This is a genomic window from Acidobacteriota bacterium (assembly GCA_009691245.1).
Lineage (GTDB): Bacteria > Acidobacteriota > Terriglobia > 2-12-FULL-54-10 > 2-12-FULL-54-10 > SHUM01.
This window is the reverse complement of record SHUM01000001.1, coordinates 169,784-191,832: the sequence shown is the minus strand read 5'-3', so window position 1 is coordinate 191,832 and position 22,049 is coordinate 169,784. Positions and strand designations below refer to the sequence as shown.

The 22,049-nt window shown below is 59.0% G+C and carries 17 protein-coding genes and 1 pseudogene; 13 read left to right on the top strand and 5 right to left on the bottom strand.

The annotated features are described in order from the left end of the window. Positions 1-744 precede the first annotated feature (744 nt). Positions 745-2,241: pseudogene (locus EXQ56_00825) on the top strand (RNA-directed DNA polymerase). A 193-nt stretch (positions 2,242-2,434) separates the two neighbouring features. On the opposite strand, the gene higA reads toward EXQ56_00825, so the two are convergent. From higA to lpxD, 3 genes are all read right to left on the bottom strand, one after another. Next, positions 2,435-2,737, bottom strand: a complete 303-nt coding sequence (gene higA, locus EXQ56_00820; protein ID MSO19002.1) for an addiction module antidote protein, HigA family — start codon at positions 2,735-2,737, stop codon at positions 2,435-2,437. A 36-nt stretch (positions 2,738-2,773) separates the two neighbouring features. Beyond that, positions 2,774-3,052, bottom strand: a complete 279-nt coding sequence (locus EXQ56_00815) for a peptidase (GenBank protein MSO19001.1) — start codon at positions 3,050-3,052, stop codon at positions 2,774-2,776. 686 nt (positions 3,053-3,738) lie between these two features. Beyond that, positions 3,739-4,770 (bottom strand): UDP-3-O-(3-hydroxymyristoyl)glucosamine N-acyltransferase, encoded by a 1,032-nt coding sequence (gene lpxD / locus EXQ56_00810; protein ID MSO19000.1) that lies wholly within the window; start codon positions 4,768-4,770, stop codon positions 3,739-3,741. Positions 4,771-5,038: 268 nt separating this feature from the next. On the opposite strand from lpxD, the gene xerD reads away from it, so the two are divergent. The 12 genes from xerD (at position 5,039) to ispF (ending at position 19,544) form a co-directional block, all read left to right on the top strand. Continuing rightward, on the top strand, positions 5,039-5,944 hold the full coding sequence (xerD, locus tag EXQ56_00805) for a site-specific tyrosine recombinase XerD (GenBank protein MSO18999.1): 906 nt from the start codon (positions 5,039-5,041) through the stop codon (positions 5,942-5,944). 45 nt (positions 5,945-5,989) lie between these two features. Beyond that, positions 5,990-7,282 carry a CCA tRNA nucleotidyltransferase gene (locus tag EXQ56_00800; protein MSO18998.1) on the top strand — a complete coding sequence of 431 codons (1,293 nt, stop codon included), beginning with the start codon at positions 5,990-5,992 and terminating at the stop codon, positions 7,280-7,282. Between the two features lie 34 nt (positions 7,283-7,316). Next, complete coding sequence (malQ, locus tag EXQ56_00795) at positions 7,317-9,554, top strand: 4-alpha-glucanotransferase (GenBank protein MSO18997.1); 2,238 nt, start codon at positions 7,317-7,319, stop codon at positions 9,552-9,554. Between the two features lie 124 nt (positions 9,555-9,678). Further along, the gene (locus EXQ56_00790; GenBank protein ID MSO18996.1) at positions 9,679-11,454 is read left to right on the top strand and encodes a hypothetical protein; all 1,776 of its coding nucleotides are present in this window, start codon (positions 9,679-9,681) and stop codon (positions 11,452-11,454) included. An 18-nt stretch (positions 11,455-11,472) separates the two neighbouring features. Continuing rightward, positions 11,473-12,072 carry a hypothetical protein gene (locus EXQ56_00785; protein MSO18995.1) on the top strand — a complete coding sequence of 200 codons (600 nt, stop codon included), beginning with the start codon at positions 11,473-11,475 and terminating at the stop codon, positions 12,070-12,072. 26 nt (positions 12,073-12,098) lie between these two features. Continuing rightward, positions 12,099-13,871, top strand: a complete 1,773-nt coding sequence (locus EXQ56_00780; protein MSO18994.1) for a hypothetical protein — start codon at positions 12,099-12,101, stop codon at positions 13,869-13,871. Between the two features lie 253 nt (positions 13,872-14,124). After that, positions 14,125-15,567: a hypothetical protein gene (locus EXQ56_00775; protein ID MSO18993.1), complete on the top strand. Its 1,443-nt coding sequence runs from the start codon at positions 14,125-14,127 to the stop codon at positions 15,565-15,567. Then, positions 15,568-16,389, top strand: a complete 822-nt coding sequence (locus EXQ56_00770; GenBank protein MSO18992.1) for a hypothetical protein — start codon at positions 15,568-15,570, stop codon at positions 16,387-16,389. It begins immediately after the preceding gene. Positions 16,390-16,507: 118 nt separating this feature from the next. Beyond that, complete coding sequence (locus tag EXQ56_00765) at positions 16,508-17,065, top strand: hypothetical protein (protein ID MSO18991.1); 558 nt, start codon at positions 16,508-16,510, stop codon at positions 17,063-17,065. Positions 17,066-17,250: 185 nt separating this feature from the next. Further along, positions 17,251-18,306 carry an ABC transporter substrate-binding protein gene (locus EXQ56_00760; protein MSO18990.1) on the top strand — a complete coding sequence of 352 codons (1,056 nt, stop codon included), beginning with the start codon at positions 17,251-17,253 and terminating at the stop codon, positions 18,304-18,306. 12 nt (positions 18,307-18,318) lie between these two features. After that, on the top strand, positions 18,319-19,053 hold the full coding sequence (gene ispD, locus EXQ56_00755; GenBank protein ID MSO18989.1) for a 2-C-methyl-D-erythritol 4-phosphate cytidylyltransferase: 735 nt from the start codon (positions 18,319-18,321) through the stop codon (positions 19,051-19,053). Beyond that, entirely contained in the window at positions 19,050-19,544 is a 495-nt protein-coding gene (gene ispF, locus EXQ56_00750) for a 2-C-methyl-D-erythritol 2,4-cyclodiphosphate synthase (GenBank protein ID MSO18988.1), read from the top strand. The genes ispD and ispF overlap by 4 nt, the downstream gene beginning before the upstream one ends. 142 nt (positions 19,545-19,686) lie before the next feature. On the opposite strand, the gene EXQ56_00745 is transcribed toward ispF, so the two are convergent. Further along, positions 19,687-20,535, bottom strand: a complete 849-nt coding sequence (locus EXQ56_00745; GenBank protein MSO18987.1) for a hypothetical protein — start codon at positions 20,533-20,535, stop codon at positions 19,687-19,689. Continuing rightward, positions 20,536-21,867 carry a hypothetical protein gene (locus EXQ56_00740; protein ID MSO18986.1) on the bottom strand — a complete coding sequence of 444 codons (1,332 nt, stop codon included), beginning with the start codon at positions 21,865-21,867 and terminating at the stop codon, positions 20,536-20,538. Positions 21,868-22,049: the final 182 nt, after the last annotated feature.

Below are 22,049 nucleotides of genomic sequence, written 5' to 3'. Positions count from 1 at the left end.
GCCGCGCCGCCTTCACCTTTTCGTCGAGCACGTACATGGTCGCGAAGGTGGACATTAGCAGCAACCAGCAAACGATCAATACAATTGTGAATGATTCCATAACGCTCCTTGTAAGATTACCGTCAGCCAATATACCACATCCCGAGGCCGAGGCCGCGCCGAGGAATTCCCTGCGAAAACCTCACCGCAGGCAAACGTCCTGTCCCCGGTTTCGCGCCCACCCAGTTTCGTGTCCCGGTTTCGCCGAAGGGGAGCGCCGCTTGATAATTGATTCCAAAAAAATTCCCCGTAGGGGAATCATAGTATAGCCGGGGGCAACGCCCTCGGACGGGGAACGATCCACAAAACAACCAACGACCCTGAAAGGGTCGCACCAATCGCCCGGTACCGGGAAACTGAAATTTGTTGGAGTCTGTGCGACCCTTACAGGGTCGGCGCGGTAGGGTTGTGTTACCGGGGGCGTTGCCCCCGGCTATCCTGTGCATCCCTTTCAGGGATGGAGAGCAGGAAAACGTCTCGTCTCTCCCTGCGGCTCTACGCCGCATGGCCGTGGCCAAATGTCTGCGATACCAGACCATCGTGAAATCTCTGTTGCATGAAGCGCTCGGACGCGCCGCGGAATAGCCTCAGCAGCGGGTATATAATGAAGGCCACTGGAGAACTCCGGGGAACGTCCCGGCTGGTCCCGGTTTCTCTGTCCCCGGTTTCTCAATAGTTCGGCATCATTGGAAGGCTTGCAGGTTCATGAGGCGATTAATTTAACTTTCCAACGAAGAGGCAAGAGTCCATTTCTTGAAGGGCAGCAGTTACTTCAAGGAGGATTTACCTTGGTACATCAGCTTCGAGCCAATTTTGAGAGAAGTTGCTGCCATACTTAACGGCGGCAACTACGGTCAATTTCAGGCTTGTAAACCAGGCATTGTCTCGAACGTCAATTACAACTTCATTGCCAATAAGGACGGCAAGTTCGCTTGGCGCCCTTTGGAGCTTATACATCCGGCCATTTATGTTTCCTTGGTAAATACCATCTGCGAGCAAGCAAATTGGGAAGACATCAGAACACGTCTGCGCGAATTTGAAGGTGGTGTAATCGAGTGCTGCAGCGCCCCGGTGATATCGGTCGACCATCAAACGGATGTTGCAACTCAGGTAAGAAGCTGGTGGCAGAGCGTAGAGCAACGATCACTTACCTATTCATTGGAATTCAGTCATCTACTCCAAACCGATGTAACCGATTGCTACGGTTCGCTGTACACGCATAGTATTTCCTGGGCGTTGCACGGGTTAGATGAAGCCAAGCGAAAGCAGGACACGAACTCTCTCCTTGGCAACAAGATCGATTCACACATCCAAGCTGGTCGCTACGGGCAAACCAATGGGATTTCTCAGGGTTCTGTCCTCATGGATTTCGTGGCGGAGATCGTTCTTGGTTATGTCGATGAACAGATCAATCTTGAATTCCGGGACAGTAAGGATATCCGAATACTCCGATACAGAGATGACTATAGGATTTTTGCCAATAGCGACGAGCGAGCGGAGGCAGTTCTCAAGATCGTGAGCGACAAGTTGCGAGCAGTGGGCATGAAGCTTGGCGTATCAAAAACGTTCGTTTGTAGAAACGTTGTCGAGGGGTCCATCAAACCGGACAAGCTGGCCGGCATCGAGCTCCCATATCTCGGAAAGTCAAACGCCAAGACGATGCAAAAGCAGTTAATGAGACTGCACTCTTTCGGACAGCGATTCCCGAATAGCGTAGCTCTTCGGAGGTTGCTGAGCGAGTTCTACACTGATATTTTTAATCAGAAGGACGCTCCTGACGATCTAGACGTACAGGTCGCCATTGCAACTGATATCGCTTTTGTTTCGCCGGCAACGTTCCCGGCTGTAGCTGCAATTTTGAGTCATCTGATTTTGTTTGCACCGAGTCAAGAAAAAGTGCACCTGTGGACAAAAGTACGGGATAAGATGAAACGCGTCCCGTACAACGGCTACCTCGAAATTTGGCTACAGCGCGTCACCAAACCAAATGCGGTTGATATCAACTTCGAAAGCGACGAGCCCATTTGCCAGATAGTGAACGGAGGGTCGCCACAGTTATGGGAATGTAGCTGGATTTCCAACAATGCACTGAATCAGGCCATGGAAGTCACAAAGATTCTCGTAGCAGATGCGGGCGAAGCCGAAGAAGAGGTTAAACCGGAAGAAGTGGAACTGTTCAATCAAAATGCATGGACGTACTAATCCTCACGTGCGTGCTCGCCGGTACAATTGATGCCGAACGGGAAACCGGGGAAACCGGAAACCCGGGGACAGACGGGACGTTTCCGTCCACATGAGGGCCTCGTTGATTTCGATATCGCGCTCAAGGACTTCAGTCAAAAGTTCCGAAAGGCCCATGCCCTTTTGCCCGGCCTTGCCGGAGAAGTATGCGGCGTTAGAGCGCGCGCAATTCTTCGGCGTGCTGGCGGTGGACCTTGATATGGCTCTGGTTCTTGCGGGCTGCCGCCAGGTCGTAGGCAAGCTGCATCCGCAACCACGTCTCCTCCGTGCTGCCAAACGCCTTGGTGAGCCGGATCGCCATCACCGGGCTGATGCCGGACTTGCCGGTGATGACGTTGTTGAGCGCCTGCCGAGTGACGCCGAGAATTTTTGCCCCTGCGGCAATGGACAATCCCAAAGGCACAAGGCACGCGTTTTGTATGCTGCGTCCCGGATGCGGTGGATTTTTCATCGGCATAATGTCATCTCCTTCTCTTGCAGGCTCCAGTAGTTTCTAGTGGTAGTCAATCAGCTCCACGTCCCAGGCGTCTTCCCCGTCAAAACGAAAAATGATGCGCCAGTTGGCTCTCACGGTAACAGACCAGAACCCCTTCAAGTCACCTTTCAGGGGATGAAGGTGATAACCGGGGAGGTTGAGCGCTTGCGGCGTAGCAGCCTGTTCGAGACGGCCAAGAATATCCTCGATATCTTCCAGCAGATCAGGCCGTATTCCGCTCCGGTCGTCGCGTTCATGGAGCCATTTCAGGCCGCGATGCTTGAAACTCCTGATCATCAGGGACTACCGTAAAGCAATACTTACCATTTGTCAAGCACAGCTTTACAGCGATGCTGCGCTGGCTTCCACCCTGAGGCACCCGCTCGACACGCCCTGACCAGGCGCGCGTGGCGGTCAGATTCGCGGTTCTCACGGAAGAAACCGGGGACGGGACGTTTCCTCTAATTTATGCGAATCCATCGGACATTCAGGCATTGCAGGTTCCTTCGGAGTGAATTGCCGCCCGGTTTGCAAGCTCATTCTTTGGAAAATTTTGGCGGGCTGTAGATTCTTACTCCGCCGATGATTTGGCCGATGATTTGGATGGTGGAAAATTTTGTAAATTTGGTCGCTGTGGATAATTTGGAAAATTTGTCATGTGGGCGCGCGGGTAAGGGCGCAAAATCCGGCGCGGCGGGGCCGCAAAGTTGGTCAGGTTGGGCAATCTGTCAGGCAACTTTCGGTGAATTTACGGCGGGAAATTAGCGGGATTTTGCGACCGCAAAGTTGGTAACTGTGGGCGATTCCGTAAACGTTTGCACTTTGGGCAGAGTGGAAAATTTGGGCAATTTGTCAGCTCAATTTTAGGCGGCTAACGGGCAAGCGCCGACGGTTTGGGGGAGAGGCGAAGGCAACTCGGTCGGGGACTCTGCCCCGTCAAAACTTCCACTCACCTTCGTCCTCTCCGGGGGACTTAGCGAGAGCTATCTGCCTTCCTCCAGCGTGGCTATGCGGCGCTTGAGGTCGCGCACGCTCTCGAACATCTCCGGCAGGCGGCGGAAGGCGGCGGCGCACTTTAGCCACAGGCGATTCTCGATTGCGGGATAGCCGGAGACCATCGTGTTGGCCGGAACGTCTGATGGAATGCCGGCCTGCGCCGTGGCGATCACGTTGTCGCCCAGCGTGAGGTGCCCGGCCACGCCCACTTGTCCTGCGAGCAGCACGTTGCGGCCCAGCGTGGTGCTGCCCGCCAGTCCCGCCTGCGAGCAGATGATCGAGTCCTCGCCCACGTCGCAGGCGTGGCCGACTTGAACCAAATTATCGATCTTGGCGCCGCGGCGGATGCGCGTCTCGCCCACCGTAGCCCTGTCAATACAGGCGTTGGCTTGTATCTCGGCATCGTCCTCGATGACCACCGAGCCGGACTGGACGATCTTGTAGTGCGTGCCGTCGGGCTGCTTGGCGAAGCCGAAGCCGTCGGCGCCGACGATCACGCCGTTCTGCAGGATCACGCGATGGCCGATGCGGCAATGCTCGCGCACCACGGCGTGGCTGTGCGCGGTGAAGTCGTCGCCGATCTGCGCGCCGCTGTAGATCACCACATGCGCGTGGAGCGTGCAGCGGTCGCCGATCGCGACGCCATCTTCGATGACCACGTATGGCCCGATACTGGCGCCCTCGCCGACTCGCGCCGATGGTGCTATCACCGCCGTGGTGTGAATTCCGGCAACCGGGCGCGGCGGCTGGTAAAACAGTTCCAACGCCCGAGCGAACATCGTGTAGGGGTCGTCGCAACGCAGGGCGACCCACGGCGGCGGGGGCTCCAGAGCCATCTGCCGGAGAATCAGTACGGCAGCAGCGTGCGTGGTCTTCAGCAGCGGCGTATACTTCCGATTGGCGAGGAAACTCAGCTCCGAGGCGGTGGCCCGCTCCAAACTATTGACTCCGCTGATCTCTACCTCGCCGTCCCCCTCAAGCTGGCAACCTAGCCGCTCCGCTATAACTTTAAGCCTCATGCATCCACTCCTTAAATGAGCTTCACAGCCCACAGCCATGCGGGCGATAAATCAATTTAATATTTTATAATCAATAACTTACAAAACTACATCCGCCCGAGTGCGGCCCTCCGCGGCTAGTCGATTCAACAGGTTATCGCCATTTTTGCATCCAAAGATTGCCTTTCCAGTTTACACGCCACCCCCAATATGCTAGTATGGCCAGCGACTGTTGTCAATCAGGACATTTATTCTAACTATATGATTTGTAATATGGTTAGCAGGCGGAATAACGGCAACCCAAGTGGAAATACCGGCACAGGTCGAAAGTTTTCTGAGCCACCTTCGCGTGGAAAAGGGCTTGGCGATTAACACCGTGGAGGCCTACGGACGCGACCTCGCAAAGTTCGCCGCATTCCTCGTACGGTCGCGAGTGACTGTCGAAGCTTGCGGCATTGCGGGAGTAAGAAGCTTCCTCGGTTTTCTCGAGGAAAGTGGTCTGGACAACCGCACGGTTGCTCGGCAGATCGTCAGCCTCCGGCAATTTTATTTGCACCTCCAACGGGAAGGGATCGTCACCAACAATCCCACGGAGAATATCCAGTCGCCGCGCGGCTGGAAAATCTTGCCGAAGCACCTGAGCGTGGCTGAGGTCGCGACATTGCTGCAAGTCGCGGACAGGAAAACGCCCGAGGGTCTGCGCAACCGCGCCACCATCGAGCTACTTTACGGAAGTGGCCTGCGCGTCTCCGAGCTGATCAATTTGAAGGTTGCCGACCTGGACCTGAACAGCGGCTGTATTCGCGCCACGGGCAAAGGGAACAAGCAGCGCATCATCCCCATGGGTAAGCCGGCTGGTGATGCGGTAGAAAAATATCAGGCCGAGGGACGCGACCATCTGCGCAAGGGCAAGCAGGCACCGTGGCTATTGCTGAGTACGCGCGGCAATCGCATGACGCGGCAGGCGGTGTGGATCACCTTGACGCGCGCGGGCAAGCTGGCCGGAATCACCATACCGGTTACGCCGCACCTGCTGCGGCACAGCTTTGCGACGCATATGCTCGCCGGAGGCGCCGACTTGCGGTCCTTGCAGATGATGCTCGGCCACGCCGACATCACCACTACGCAAATCTACACGCACGTGGTGACTGACCGCCTGCAGGAAATATACAAGCAGCACCATCCAAGGGCGTAGTGGGTACATGCGACAAGACAATTTGAAGCGGGAGTTTGATAGCCAATGAGTGACTACCTTTTTTTGATGGAAAGCCGATTAAGCCAGCGGCAATGGCAGGCGATGGGGCTGGTTGAGAAGACGGCTGCGGCCGTCGGCATCAACATCTATCTGGGTGGCGGGACCATTCGCGATCTGGTCGCCGGACTGCCCATAGACGATCTCGACTTCATTGTCGAGGGCAAGGCGCTCAAGCTGGCCAAGGAGTTGACAAAGAAGGGCGCGACGATAGTCAGCGAAAATGCCGCGCTGCAATCGGCTGAACTGAGGCTGCCCGGCGCCGTGCCAGCCAGCATCAGCATGTCTCGCACGGAGAGCCGGTCGAAGTCCGGGGCGCTGACCATCTCGCCCGCTCCTATTGTTGCCGACCTGAAGCGGCGCGACTTCGCCATGAACGCCATCGCGGTATCGCTGACTCCCAATTCACGCGGATTGTTACTCGATCCCACCAACGGCGTGGCCGACGTGGAGAAGCGCGAGATTCGCGCGCTGAATCCTTACTGCTTCCTCGCTGACCCGGTGCGGCTGTTTCGCGCCGTGCGCTTCCGCGTTCGTCTCGGATTCGCGCTCGACGCAAAAACCAATGCGATGTTTCAGAACGCGCGCTCGACCGACACACTGGAGTCAGCCTCCGGAGAAAGCCTGGGCTTGGAGATACGCCAGTGGGCCCGCGAGCCGCATCCGGTGGAATTGCTGCGCACGCTCGAAAAGGAAAAACTGCTGTCAGCATTGAGCTCCAAACTGCACAGGACTTCCATCGATTGGCAGCTAATCACCAAGATCAATAAGGCCGCTCTGATGCTGGCGCTGCATGACATGCGCGCGCCATCGTTCCCACTGTTCCTGCGTCTACTGACGCGCAAGCTGGCACCGGGGGAGCGGGCCAAACTGCAGAAGCGCCTGCAACTCCGCACGACGGATGCGGCGCTGCCGGACAAGCTGGAAGCAGCGGCCAAGAAGTTATCGAAAGAGCTATCAGGGACGCATGGCAACTCCCCCACTAAAGCCTTCCATCTGCTCTCGAAGGCCGCGCCCGACCATTTACTGATCCTGCTGGCGGGCTATCCCGCGGCGGCGCCGGCCAAGGTGCAGGCGCGGCTGAAGACTTACATTGAGAAGCATCTCCCGTTGCGCTCACAACTGCCCGAAAAGGAGATCGCGGAAAAAGGTGTAGTACCGGGCTCGCCACGCATGGCTAAGATTCTCGACGCCTATTTCTTCGCGCTCATCGAGGGCGAGTTGCGCACGCCGCTGCAACAGCAGAAATTTCTGGAAAAACTGATCCACCAGATTAAGTAGCACGCTCCGGCAGATCCAGTAGCGCGGCCCAGCCATGACCTCTTCTTCGACCCATGCGCGGGTCCATGCCCGGCGCTCGGTTCTTCCGCCGCTCGGCGAATTGGCCGCGCTGTATAATATACAAACTTCCTATCGCGACTGCTTTGGGCAGCATCAGACGGCCTCGACGGACGCGCTGATTGGCACGCTGCAAGCGCTGGGCGCAGCGCTATCCGGCGTGGCTGAGACCCGTGAGGCGATCCGCGCGCGTCGTGCGGAGCTTGTCCGCGAACCGCTTGCGCCCGTGCAAATCTCCTGGGATGGCCGGCTGTCGCGCATCGCGTTGCAGCTTCCAGCGCAACGAACCTCCGCCGCAACTCACGGTGTAATCCGATTGACGCTGCATCTGGAAAGCGGCGAGACACTGCAACGGGATTTGCCACCGTCCGCGCTCACACCTTCGCCCGCCACCCATGCCGCTGCTGGTACCCTACGTCTGAATCCCAGCCTGCGATTGCCCATCGGCTACCACCACTTGAAGCTGGATATTACGCATTCAGGGCATAGGAGCGATGCACTCGAAACGCTGGTGATCGCCGCGCCCGTGCGCTGCTATTCGCCACCCGGTACGCCACAGCAGAAGTGGGGAGCCTTTCTCCCTTTATACGCACTGCGTTCGCGGGGGGATTGGGGCACGGGCAACTTCTCTTCCCTAGGAAAGCTGCACAGATGGGTGCGCGAGATGGGCGGCGCGCTGACCGGCACCTTACCCCTGCTCGCCAGTTTTTTAGATGAACCTTGTGAGCCCAGCCCCTATAAACCCATCAGTCGCCTGTTTTGGAACGAGCTGTATGTAGACCCCACAAGCGAGCCGGAATTCAGCGAATCCTCTGCAACGCACCGAGGTGCGGCGCTGCAGATCGTTGAATCCACGGCATGGCAGCAACAGATTCGCGAGATTCGCTCCGCCCCGTTGGTGGACTACCGCCGGGCTATGGCCCTGAAGCGCACCGTGTTGGAGGCTATGGCAGAGCATGTCGGCACGCATCGGAATTCCATTCAATCGACGCGCTCCAAGGCCTTCCGCGACTACGTATCAGCCCATCCGCAATTGCAGGACTACGCGCGCTTTCGCGCATTGCAGGAACAGCGGAGTGAGCCGTGGACCGAATGGCCGACGCGTCCGCGCAGTGGATGTATCACGGCGGGCGATGCCGCAGCGGCGCGCGTCGTCTATCACCAATATGTCCAGTGGCTGGCCGAAGGGCAGCTAGGAAAAATATCGAAGTCCTCTGCCGCGCGCAGGAATTCCGACGCAGCGCTCGGCGCAGACGGTCTGTATCTGGACTTTCCCTTGGGCGTTCATCCGGAGGGATACGACGTCTGGCGGCATCAGAGCTTGTTCGCGCATCGCGCATCGGCGGGCGCACCGCCCGACGGTCTCTTCCCGAATGGGCAAAAGTGGGAGTTTCCTCCGCTCGACCCGCAGGCCAACCGGCGCGACGGGTATCGCTATCTGCGCGACTGCCTGCAACATCACATGCGGCACGCCAGCTTGCTGCGCATCGATCACGTAATGGGACTGCACCGGCTCTATTGGATTCCAGAGGGGATCGACACGCGCCAGGGCGTTTACGTGGGATATCCGCACCAAGAGATGTACGCGGTGTTGAGCATCGAGTCGCATCGCGCCCGCACCGTGATCGCCGGCGAAAATCTCGGCACCGTTCCCACCGCGGTGAACCGGGCGATGAAACGGCATCAGACGCATGGGCTTTACGTCTTCCAGTTCGCCGTTTCGCCCAACGCGCGCACGCCGATCAGCGCTCCGTCGCAAACAGACGTGGCCAGCCTCAACACGCATGACACACCGCCCTTCGCGGGCTACGTCGCGGGCCGCGACGTGGATGATTTTGAACGCCTCGGCGTTTTTTCGCGGGAGCGCGCGGCAGCGGAGAAGTTGGGACGGCGCAAAACCGTGGCCGCGCTGGCGCGCCACTTCGCCCTTCGCGCCAAAACCGGATCGGAGGCCGGCAAACTATTACCGCACTGCCTGGAATATCTGGGCAGCAGTCCGGCGAAAACAGCGCTCATCAATCTGGAAGACCTGTGGCTGGAGGACGCTCCACAGAACATTCCCGGAACCGGCGCGGGCACCAGTTCTCCCGATGTGCCCAATTGGCGGCGCAAGACGCGCAAGTCACTGGAGCAGATTCGCGCCTCGCGGGAAATTCGGCAATTGCTTCAGATGATCTCCAAGCGGCGCAACGCACAGCGGCGAAGCCACGTCTAACTACCAGCTTCAGAAATGGAAATTACGGCGGGGCTTGAGTATACTCTTGCGGTGCGCCCCGACTCACCCGGCGCAGGCAAGAGGCGAGCGGGGCAAAACTTTATATCGGCAAAAGGAAGGAACTATGACCAACAACATGCCAAAATCATTGGCCGTCATTTTTGGACTGGCTATTTCCATGGCGGGGATATGTCAGCTCGCCGGGGCGCAGAGCGTTCCCGCGGAGTTGATCAGCTATCCGCAGACTATTTTCACCAATGGCAAAATCCTTACCGCTGACGAGCAGTTTACAACGGCACAGGCCGTGGCCATCCGCGATGGCAAGTTTCTTGCGGTGGGCACTAACGCGCAAGCGCTTGCGCTGCGCGGTCCAGAGACCCGGGTGATCGACTTGGGCGGCAAGACGGTTATCCCGGGCATGATTATGACCGATGCCGATAACGACTTGGTCGCGGGCAATCTCTATAAAGACACGCTCATCAATCGCCAGCTTGGCGATGGTGTGAAGTCGCTCGACCGCGCCGGAGTCCTCAAGGAGATTGCCGCCGTCGTCGCCAAGCGTCCGGCGGGCGAGGATATTTTCCTGCGCGGACAGGAAGAGAGCATGGACTCTCTGCGACTGACGGCGAAGGACCTGGACGCGGTTAGCCAGAAGAACGGGATGGTGCTGAGCATCACTTCCTCCGACATGATCGTCAATTCGTCGATGCTGGCCCGCGTGATTGAGCGCATGCCCCTGGGCGAAAAGCATCCCGGCATCATCAAAGACGCGAGCGGCAAGCCCAACGGGCAGCTCTATGGACAGGCCACCGGCGTAGTGGGTTGGGACATCCGCCCATGGCCGGTGATCGACGAGAAGGCCATCGCGGAACAGAAAGAGATGTTCACCAACCTGCACAAGCGCGGCATCACTTCGATGGTGGCGCACACGCAGGGCTACGCGCTCTCGGTGGTGAACGTGATCTACCATCGCAACGAGCTGGACATGCGCCTCTACGCCTCTCATGACTTCCTGCGCCAGAATCCCTTCGCGGAGGCCTATCTGCGGCGGCTGGGCAACATCGTGGACTTCGGCCTGGGCGACATGGTGAAGATCGTCGGCGCGGGCCTCGCGTCCGCCGACGGCAATGGCGACATCGGCAGCGCGTTGACGCTGGACCCGAAAGTTCGCTCCGGCGGCTACGGCTTCAAGCCAAACGGCGAGAACAAGTGGATCGGCTTCGGCGAGAATACCGGTAGTTGGGACGATGCCGCCGTGAAGAGCAATCTGACCGAGTGGGAGAACGTGCAGGTGGCCGTTCGCTATGGCTGGAATACCACGGGCATCCACAACGTCGGCGATGGCGCAACACAGGTGTGGCTGGAGGCCATCGACGCGGCGGTGAATGATCCCAACGTGGTCATGCCGCAGCGCTTCCGCCCGTTTGGCCTGGACCACAACATGTTTTGGAATGACAAGAACACCGCGTTGATGCTGAAGAACGACGTGCGCCGCGGCTTGGGGAAGATGTGGCAGTATCCCGAGAAGGCGGTCGAGCTGTACGGCGACAGGATTCATGATGTGCAGCCCGTGCCGCAACTGATCTCGCGCGGGTATAAGGTTCACATGGAGGACGCCAGCTTCGAGAAGATGCAGAACTACATTTCGCGGCGCGACAAAGCCGGGCGCGTCTGGGGACCGGACCAGGCCATTGACCGGCCTACCGCGCTCAAGATGGTTACCGTGTGGGCGGCGCGCTACATCGGCGAAGAAAAAATTATCGGCTCCATCGAGAAGGGCAAGAAGGCCGATCTGGCCATACTTGGCGCGGACTACATGACCATCCCGGAGAATCAGATCGGCAAGATTCCGGTGGTCGCCGCAGTGGTGGATGGCAGGATTGTCTACGGCACGTTGTAGATGGGGGTCAGGGTCGAAATGCAGAAGATTCTTACTCGTTCGGGCCGGGCGCTACTGTATGGCTTCGCTGCGTTCGCTCTGATTTGCGCGGTGGCGCGGGGGCAGGATGCGTATTCACCTGACGACGCCCCGCCGCCGCGCGAGACGGATTACACGCTTAGCTTTAGCAAGGCGTTTGTCCAACCCGGCAATGAAGTCAGTCTCATGGTGCTGTTCGCGCAGAAGTCCGGCACGGGCAATGTGAAGAGGCTGCGTGCGCGTTTCCCGTTTCCCGGCGAGGTGCTGTCCTATGTGCGCATGGAAGACGCCTATCTCTCGCGGCGCGTGAAGCTCCAGATGAAGGCCGCTGGGAGCCAGGCGGCAGGCGACGAACAAATGCTGGAAATGAATTTCGAGATGCCCGCCGGAAGTGACGCGGCGTTTCCCAGCGGCCAGATCGCCACGTTATTTTTCAAAGTCGCTGACCCAGCTCCCGACCAGGTGATTCGCATTAACCCCGAGGCGTGGATCGACGATCAGCCGATATTGCCCGACAGCCCGCAGGCGCAGGTGGAGTACGGCTTGGTGAAGATCACGCAGGAGCCGGTCATCGTCGGCTGCTTCTTCTTCACGCATTAGTTGCAATACGTCATTGGAGGAATCGCATGATACGCAAGCAATCGCTCGCCATTTGTTTTGCCCTGATCGCCTCCCTGCTCGCCTTGGAATCTGCTCCCGCGCAGAGCGTGCCGGCGGAGCTGCTCTCCTATCCGCAGGCGATTTTCCATAATGGAAACATTCTCACCGTGAATGAGAGCTTCGCGAAGGCGCAGGCCGTGGCGGTGCGCGACGGCAAATTTCTGGCCGTGGGAAGCGACGCCGACGTGCTGCGCTTGAAGGGGCCCGAGACGAGGGTGTTCGATCTGAAGGGGCGCACGGTCATCCCCGGCTTTGTCGCCACCGACGCCGACAACGACATGATCGCGGGCAATCTCTACAAGGAGACGCTGATCGGCGGCAAGGTGCTGGGCACCATGCGGGACCTGAAGACCAAGAAAGAGTTGCTCGACGCCGTGAAGCGATATGTTGAGACACAGCCGGCCGGGCAGCCCATCTACATCCGACCGCCGGACGAGGCGCCGGACATCATGGCCATGACCCGCGCCGACCTCGACCCCATCTCGCCGCGCCATCCCGTGGCCATCAACACCACATCGTTCGACATGGTGGTCAATACCCTGATGCTCGACAAAGTGGCGGCATCCACACCGGGCGGCATGAACCACCCATCCATCATCAAGGACACCAGCGGGCGTCCCAACGGGCAGATCTACGGACACGCGATGGGCGTGGCGGGCTGGGACCTGCGACCGTGGCCCAGGATCGACGAAGCCATGCTGCAAGAGCAGAAGGACATGTTCGAGAACCTGAGCAAGAAGGGCATCACCTCGATGGTGGCCCATACGCAGGGCTTCGCACTCTCGGTAGTGAACATTCTTTACCACCGCAATGAGCTGACCATGCGCGTGTACGCGGCCCATGACTTCCTGCGCCAGAACCCCAACGCGGAAGCCTATCTGCGGCGGCTGGGCAACATCGTGGACTTTGGCCTCGGCGACATGGTGCAGATCGTGGGCGCGGGCCTGGCGGCGATGGACGGCAACGCCGACACGGGCAGCGCGCTTACTCTGGACGCTAAACTTCGCTCCGGCGGGCTGGCCTTCCCCGGACACGGGCAGAACACCTGGATCGGCTATGGTCCGCACAACAACCAATTTGACGATCCCAAGATCGACAAGAGTCTCACGGAGTGGAACAACCTGCTGGTGGCCACCAAGTATGGATGGAACAGCATCGGCATCCATAACGTCGGGGACCTCTCGACCAAGATATGGCTCGACGGCATCGAGGCGGGACTGAATCAGCCCGACATGGTGATGAAGCAGACGTTCCGCCCCTTCGGCCTCGATCACAATCTATTCTGGGACGCGCGGCTCTATCCCAAGATGGAGCAGCTCGACTTCCGCAAGGGTCTCGGCAAGATGTGGCAGAACCCGGCGAATGCGGCGGAACTTTACGGCGACCGCATCCACGACATCCAACCCGTGCCGGAGCTGATCAAGCGAGGCTTCAAGGTTCACATCGAGGGCGTTGATCCGTGGGAAGAAATGCAGCACTACATCACGCGCAAGGATGACAAGGGCCGCGTCTGGGGCCCCGACCAGGCCATTGACCGCCCGACGGCATTGCGCATGAAGACACTGTGGGCGGCGCGCTACATAGACGAAGACAAGATGCTCGGCTCCATCGAAAAAGGCAAGCGCGCCGACATGGCCGTGCTGGGCGCGGATTTCCTGACCGTGCCGGATAGCCAGATCGACAAGATGACCGTAACCGCGACCATCGTAGGCGGCACGATCGTTTACGGCGGACTGTAGCCAACGCAGTCGCTAACATCCTGGTGCTGGCGAGACACCCAATTTGACGCCAGTCGCATCACAATGGGCATGACTAACTGGAACGGCTCGGCGTACTCGCCGGAGCAGCATCTCCAGTTCCCCCACTGCCTGCCGGGACTTGCGCTTTTAGTCCCCAAAACGCTGGCGTCCAACCCGCTGTATCTGATAGAATTGCGGGAGTTTCGCTTGTTCATATTGCTCGTTTTTTTTAATGGCATGGAGGCCCCCGTTTATGTCCGTGCGTAAAAGTGAAATGATTCGTCCAGAAATCCGATTCAGTGTCGCAACCCTTTGGGCAATGGCCCTAACGGCGCTCCTGGCAACCGGAGTGTTCCTGAGCAGCCAGCAGGCGTCCATTAATCCGGCAAAAGCGCTGGCCCGCCGGGCGACCGGCCAGGCTCAACTGGTGTCAATCGACCAGATGCCCGGTGTTGACGGCGCGCCCATGTGCGAGTGGATGCCAGCGAGCGCTGAGGAGAAGTTGGTCGCGGCTTTGCAGCAACGCGCCGATCAGCGCACCGCCTCCACAACTGCACGTCAGGCGATCAACCGCGGCGACCTGAAACCGATTCGCACGATTCGTGATCCTTATGCCGCTTACAGTTCCGTGGCTGTCGATCCCATCAACAACGAAGTGGTTCTGACCGACGAGAACCTCTTCCAGATTCTGGTATATGACCGCACCGCCAATACCCCGCCGTCGGCGAGAATGACCGAGCCGAAGCGTGTGCTGGCCGGCGATCACACCAAGATTGAGTTTCAGTGCGGACTCTACATCGACCCCAAGAACGGCGACATCTACGCGGTCAACAATGACACGGTGGACACGCTGGTCATCTTCAGCCGCGAGGCCAAGGGCGATGTGCCGCCTACGCGCGAGCTTTACACGCCGCACGGGACATTCGGCATCGCTGTGCATGAGGCCGCCGAAGAGATGTTCCTCACGCTACAGCACGACAGCTCCATGGTCGTGTTCAAGAAATACGCTACCAAGGATGAGTCCCCCATCCGACTTCTACAGGGCGAGAAGACGGGATTGGCCGACCCGCACGGAATCGCGCTCGACACCAAGAATAATTGGATGTTCATCACCAACCACGGCGCGGTCAGCTCGCGCAAGCCGCGCGAAGCGGGCGAATTGGGCAGGGGCCGCGGAAACGCCCCGAAGGAAAACTGGCCGTTGGAACGCGAGAACGCCATCGCCGGTTCGGGCCGCAGCCTGCCGCCTTCGATCATCGTCCACGACCTGAAGGCCAAGGGCGATGTGCCTCCCCTCCGCGTTATCACCGGCCCCAAGACCCAAATGAACTGGCCGACGGGATTGGCTGTGGATGAAGTGAACGGCGAGCTCTACGTGGCCAATGATATGGACAGCTCGCTGCTGGTGTTTGACGTAACCGCCAACGGAGACGTGGCCCCGAAGCGCAAAATCCAGGGACCGAAAACCATGCTGGGCAATCCCACCGGCGTCTGGGTGGATGCCAAGAACAAGGAAGTCTGGGCCGCGAACTTCATGAACCACTCGGCGACGGTCTATCCGCTCGGCGCCAGCGGCGACATCGCTCCGCTGCGCATCATTCGTTCCGGACCGCTGGGCGAGCCGGCGCTGGGCATCGGCAACCCGCATCCGGTCGCCTACGACACCAAGCGCGAACATATTCTGGTGCCTAACTGAGTGGCCCATCCGCAGATCGCGGTATTCGCCAGGATGGCGAACCAGAACTCTCAGCCCGTCCGCAAGATTGAAGGCCAGAAGACGCTGCTCGGTCGCACCATGCACGCCATCTCCTACGATGAGGTCAACGACGAGTTCATCGTGCCGCAGCAATTCGCGCAGGCCATTCTCACGTTCCGCGGCGCGGCTAACGGACAGGAGCCGCCGGTGCGCGTGATTCAAGGCTCGAAGACACGCCTGACGGACCCGGATCGTCTGGGCCTGAACGCGGTGGCCAACGAGATATACGTCCCACAGGGCGATTACCTGCTGGTGTTCGACCGGCGTGCCAATGGCGACACCGCTCCCATCCGCGTACTCGAAGGCAAGAACACCGGCCTCGGCGCGGCCGCCGTGGCGGGCGATGCGCTGAATAACTTGATCATCGTGGCCGGTGGCGGTGGCTTCGGCGGCGGCGGCGGGGGTGGTGGCACTACTTTCCGCATCTTCAACCGCACCGACAACGGCAACGTGGCTCCCAAGATGATGGTCGGCGGACCCCGGTCGCTGGGCGGTCCTTTTGCGGTCTATCCCAAGAAGAAACTGATTTTGGGAACCAACCGTCCCACGGGTGAGGCATTGACTGGTCCGGAATCCTACCTGGGCATTTGGAGCTACGCGGAAGGCGGCAACAATCCTCCGCTGTGGACCATCGGCGGACCGAACGGCATTTTTCAGATGCCGCGCGGCGTGGCCATCGATGAAAAGAACAAGAGCATCATCGCCAGCGATAAGCGCTTGAATTCGGTGATGACTTTCTATTTCCCCGAAATGTTTAACTAGACCGGAGATTCTTGACTAGATTGTCTAAAAAGAGGAAAGCATGATTCGATCAAACACTAATTGCAGAAGTCGGTTTTATCTTAGCATTGCATTAACGCTGCTGAGCGCGCCTCTGGCCATGGCGCAAATGCAGATGGGCGGTCCGGAAGCGAAACCTGCGCCGGTGAAGGAAGAACCTCCTCCGCCCGCGCCGCGTGTCGCCGTGGGCGAAATCACCGGAACGCCGGGGTCGATGCTCATGCTGCCTCTCTACTACACGCCGGACCCCAAGATGCCGGTGAAGGAGATCACGGTAGACATCGACTTCGTCAGCAACACGCTGAAGTTTCAAAAGCTCTCGCCCGGCGTGGCTGCGGAGGAATCCGGCGCCGACGTAAAGGGAGTCGTAACGGAAGGCAAGACCGACGACAAAGGCGTTACCCGTTCTAAGCTCACCGTTACCGCCGCTTTGCCTGATGCCAAAGCGGCAGCAGGGCTGCCGGACGGCTTGGTTGCATACCTCCTGTTTCAGGTCACGCTCGAAGCCAAGCCCTACGCCGTACGCATGAACACCATTGTGACCTCCGCTAAAGATCCAGCGTCCAAGCCCGTGAAGGTGAATGCGCAAAACGGCCTGGTGGTCATGGAACTCATGGACATGATGCCGGAAGCCACCTGCTTCTTCTTCACCCACTAGGAGTTCAAGCTGGGCGGCGAAGGCTAAGCATTGATTTCAACCCTGTGTAATAATAAGGCGGGCTGTCCGGCATAAGCTGGCCAGCCCGCCCTTTTACGTTACACAATCGCTGTCATCCTGAGCATAGCGAAGGATCTGTTTTACTTTGGGCGTTGGGAAAAAGCAGATTCTTCGTTACGCTCAGAATGACAACCAAAAGTATCAATAAGGGAGATGCCACTATGTCGATCAAACGGTTGGCCATTTTATTTTTGGGAGCCATGCTTGCCCTGGCTGTAATGTCCCCGCCCGCGCACGCTCAGGAGCTGATCAAGGTACGCGTAAGCCTGGGCGATGTCTCGCTGAATAAACTGATCTTCACGGTAGCGCAGGATGCTGGGATTTTCAAGAAGCACGGTCTGGAGGTCGAGCAGTTCATCACCGCCAGCGCGGCGGCGCGCGCCGCGCGTGCGGGAGTGATGATCCCCAAGGACCGCATCGGGCAAAGTAACCAAGTGCATTTCTCCATCGGCGGCGGCTCGCCCATGACCGTGAGTCGCGCCACCGACGCCACCGCCGGCGACCGCATCATCCTCGCCTCCACCGACCATATTGTTCGCTGGCACATCGTGGCACACAAGGACATCACCTCCATCGAGCAGCTCAAGGGCAAGCGCCTCGGCTACTCCGGCTTCGGCGCGATGACCCACTTTGAGGCGCTGGCCTTCGCGCAGATCATGGGCTGGAACCCGGATCAGGATCTCGCCCTGATGGAAAATGCGCTGGCTCTGGACACCTTTGAGAACCGCACCGTCGACGCCTTCGTCGCCGATGAGCTGGTCTACACCATGGCGCTGTCGAAGGGCCATCGCGCGTTGGTGGACCTGAGTCAATACAACATCCCCATTCCTGGCTCCGGCGTTACGGCCTCGCGCAAGTGGGTGCAGGAAAACCCCGACACCGTTCGCCGCTTCCTGCGCGCCACGGTGGAGGCCATCGCCATGCTCAAGCAGAATAAGACGGTGGTCTTCAGCTCCATCAACAAGTGGTACGGCATCAATGACCGCGAGCAGCAGGAATTACTGTTCCGCGACATGACCAAGTTGCCGCGCAAGCCTTATCCACACGTGCCGGGAATCAAGAAGGTGATGGAGCTCTACAACACCGCCGGAATGCGCCGGTTCAAGGTGGAGGACTTCTACGACGACAGCTTCATCAAGGAGCTGGACACGAGCGGCTACATCGACAGCCTGTACAAGTGATGAATTACTGAGATGAGCGCATACGGAAAAGTGATCGCCATCATTCCGGCGGCTGGGCTAGGCGTGCGCATGGGGCACACGCGGAAGCAGTTCCTACGCCTCGATGGCGAACCCATCCTGACGCTCACGCTGCGGAAGTTTGATGCCTGCGCCGACGTGGACGCCATCTACCTCGCGGCTCGCGAGGAGGATCAGGCGGCGATCGCTGAGATGGTCCGCCTGGCGAAAATCAGCAAGCAGATCACCATCGTGAAGGGCGGCGACAGCCGGCAGCAGTCGGTGGAAAATGCTCTGCGCGCTCTGCCCGCCGACACCGCGCTGGTCGCCATACATGATGCCGTGCGCCCGTTTGTTTCGGTCAGTGAAATATCCTCGGTGATCGCCGAGGCCGCGCGCACGAAGGCGAGCATTCTCGGCGTGCTGTGCGTGGATACCGTCAAACAGGTGGAGCGCACTCGGATCACGGCGACCATTCCCCGCGAGCGGATTGTGCTGGCGCAGACGCCACAGGTGTTCCACTACCGACTGTTAATGGAAGCCTTCGATAGCGCCCGCTCGGACCAGTACACAGGTACCGATGAGGCCAGCCTGGTGGAGCGACTGGGGGCCGAAGTCACCGTGGTAGTCGGCTCGCCACGCAACATCAAGATCACCGCGCCGCCTGATCTGGAACTGGCGCGCTTCTACCTCGATCAAGAGAGAGCGGCGGCGAAAGAAAGCGACGAAAAGGGCGCCTGGAAATCATGAACAACCCAACTACTCACACGCGTTGCGGGATCGGATATGACACTCATCGGCTAGCCGAGGGCTTGCCGCTGGTTCTGGCCGGTTGCGCGCTGCCTGCGCCGCGTGGGCCCATCGCACACTCCGATGGCGATGTGCTCTGCCATGCCATCGTCGATGCACTGCTGGGTGCCGTCGCGCTCGGGGATATTGGCCGACACTTTCCAGACAACGATCCGCAATGGAAGAACACGCCGGGCCTGACATTTCTGGAACACACGCGGCGACTGATCACCAACGCCGGCTGGAGTATTGGCAATATCGACTCAGTGGTGGTGCTGGACGAACCAAAGCTCGCGCCGCACATGGAAGAAATCATCCGGCGGATCGCTTTCGCGCTGGGCATTGATCCCGCCCGGGTCAGTGTGAAGGCCAAGACCAGTGAGGGCGTAACACCGAATCTTGCTTCCGCGCACGCCGTCGCGCTGGTGGAGCGAGCCAGCGATCTGCGATGATCTGATCGAGCCGCGACGGGAAGGGAGAGGTCGCGCGAACATCACGAGCTACCGGGGCCATCGCTCCCCTCCGGTCGCGGCTCTGATAAAACACAAAGGCCCGCGGAATCATCCGCGGGCCTTTAATGTTTATCGAATCAGGTTAGAAAAGTTCAGGAACCGAGTAGGTGAGGATGGCGTTCAAGCGCATGTCCGCCACCAGCAGCTCTTTATGTTTGACGTTGATGGCCACGCCGCGAGGCTTTAACATTACGCCCTTGGCTGTGCCGCCGATCTTGAAGCGGGGAGCGACATCGCCTTTGTCCTTGATGTGCCAGACGCCGATGAATACGCCTTCCGGCTTCTGAACATCAATGAATCCAGGCTGCGCTGCAATAATCCAGCCCTTCGGCGGATGCATCTGCAACTGATTGATGCGGATGATCTCCGTTTTTGGACCGGCGATTTCACCGAGCGGCTTGGTGTTGCCCGCCGCCATACGGGCAAAGGTGAGGATGTGGGCCATCTTCGTGGCGCCGGCCAGGACCGTATCCTGCGCGACGGCAAAGATGTTGTTGATTGGATCAATGGCCAATGTGCCTTCATCGTCCAGCAGCGTATCAGGGCCTTCGAGCACGCGGATGGGCGCGACGTTGCCGGTCGCCCGGCGATCATAAACCAATACGCGCGAGCCGTCAGGAACGTAGATTTCGTTGTGAACAGGATTAACCTCGACGCGATCGGGACCGCCGGCGTAACGCTTGGGATCGCCGAGCATGGTGTTGGAGCCCTGAATGATGCGCACGGGAGCTTCCTCGCCATCGGCTCCGCCGCGGAAAACCAGAATCGCGCGGGCAAACGGATTGGTAACCAGCATCTCGTCATTGACGGGATCGTAGCGTACGTCATGCATGGTGCGGCTCAGATAAGTCTTCTGGCCTGCCAGCAAACGGGTGGTTGGGGAGTTTTCTTTCGCCAGCCTGGCGAAAACCGCAATTTGCGGGTGAGCCACTCAGTTGGGCACGAGAATTTCTTCGCGCTTGCTGTCATAACCCACGGCGCCGGGATTGCCGATGGCTTGCGCGATCTTCTCGGTCGGGGCGCTGCGGATCACGCGCTTGGGCTCGGCATCGCCGTTGGCCGTGCGCGCGTAAACCGTGGCGCGGTGGTTGCCCATGTTGGAGACCCACAGCTCATCGTTCTTCAAATCGACGAAGACGCCCATGGGATTGCGGATCTGCGTCTTGGGTCCGCGAATCATGCGGCGCGGTGCCACGTCGCCATCATCGTCCATGCCGAACACCAGGATGGAATGATCGGCGTCGTTGGCCACGTAAAACTCCTCGCGCGCCTCATCAATCCAGATGTGCGCGGGCCAGTTCAAGCGCGTCTTGGGACCGGCAATGGTCCTGACCGGCGCGATGTTGCCGACGCCGTCCATCGGATAGAACGTGATGGAGGGCGGGAGGAATTTTCCGTAGGTGGGCGCGGTTCCCTCGAGCGTGTTGCCGTGGTTGGTAACCAGCATCAAGTTCTTTTTGGTGTGCAGCGAAATGCCGTGCGGATCGGCCAGCTTGGTGTTCAGGCCGCGAATTTCGCGCAGGAACTTGTCGGTTCCCTTGGCGGCTTTGGGATAGGCGACGATCGAGTTGGTGTGCTCCACCGTCATGTACATCTCGCCCTTTTCCTCATCGACGGCGATGCCGTAGGTGCCGTGCGGTGTCTTCAACTCGCGGTTGGGCTTGACATCGCCCTCGGCCTTGGCCTCGAAGATCACCAGCAAATCCGTGGTGTCGTTGTTCACCGAATAGATGTCGCCGGTCTTGGGGTCAATGTACAGACCACAATTGAACTCCAGCTTGGTGTTGTGTCCGCCCAAATAACGCTTGGGCTCGGAGAACGCGGCGTTGGGAGGTGTGTTGGTATTGCGGTCGAACACACGGATGCCGAACAGATTTTCGTCCTGCATGAAGATGTCGCCGGTGCGGGCGTCCTGCGCGATGGCGCTGTAAGTTGGGTAGGTGTCCTTCAATTCGCGAACCGGCGCGCGGTCCAGATGAACGGAAGCGGCGCCGCCAGCCGCCGGAGCGGACTGCAGCATCGCTGCCGACATGGAAGCGCTGGCGCTGGCCGGCATCCATTCACACATTTCTCCACCCGTCGTCTGCATGGGTGTAACGCCCACCAACTGCGTTGAGCCACCGCGGCGCGCGACTTCGGAGTTCTTGGCTAATTCTGAATTTTGTACGGACCCGCCACGAATCACCCAGAACGTAGCGAAAGCCAGTGTGGCGAGAATCGCCGCCGTTACAGCAAGTGGGGCCGTGTGCAATCTAGCTGACATCGTAAGATGCCTCCTTGGATAATATGAACTTTGATTTCATCGCGCTGCCTGCGCAACACGTTAAGACAGCTCGCTGATATCCGTCGCCTTGGGACAGCATCCAGCACCTCACGCCCACGGCGTGAGTAGACCAATTACCCCGTCTTAAACAATATTAACACCAAATGAAATGAACAAAATAA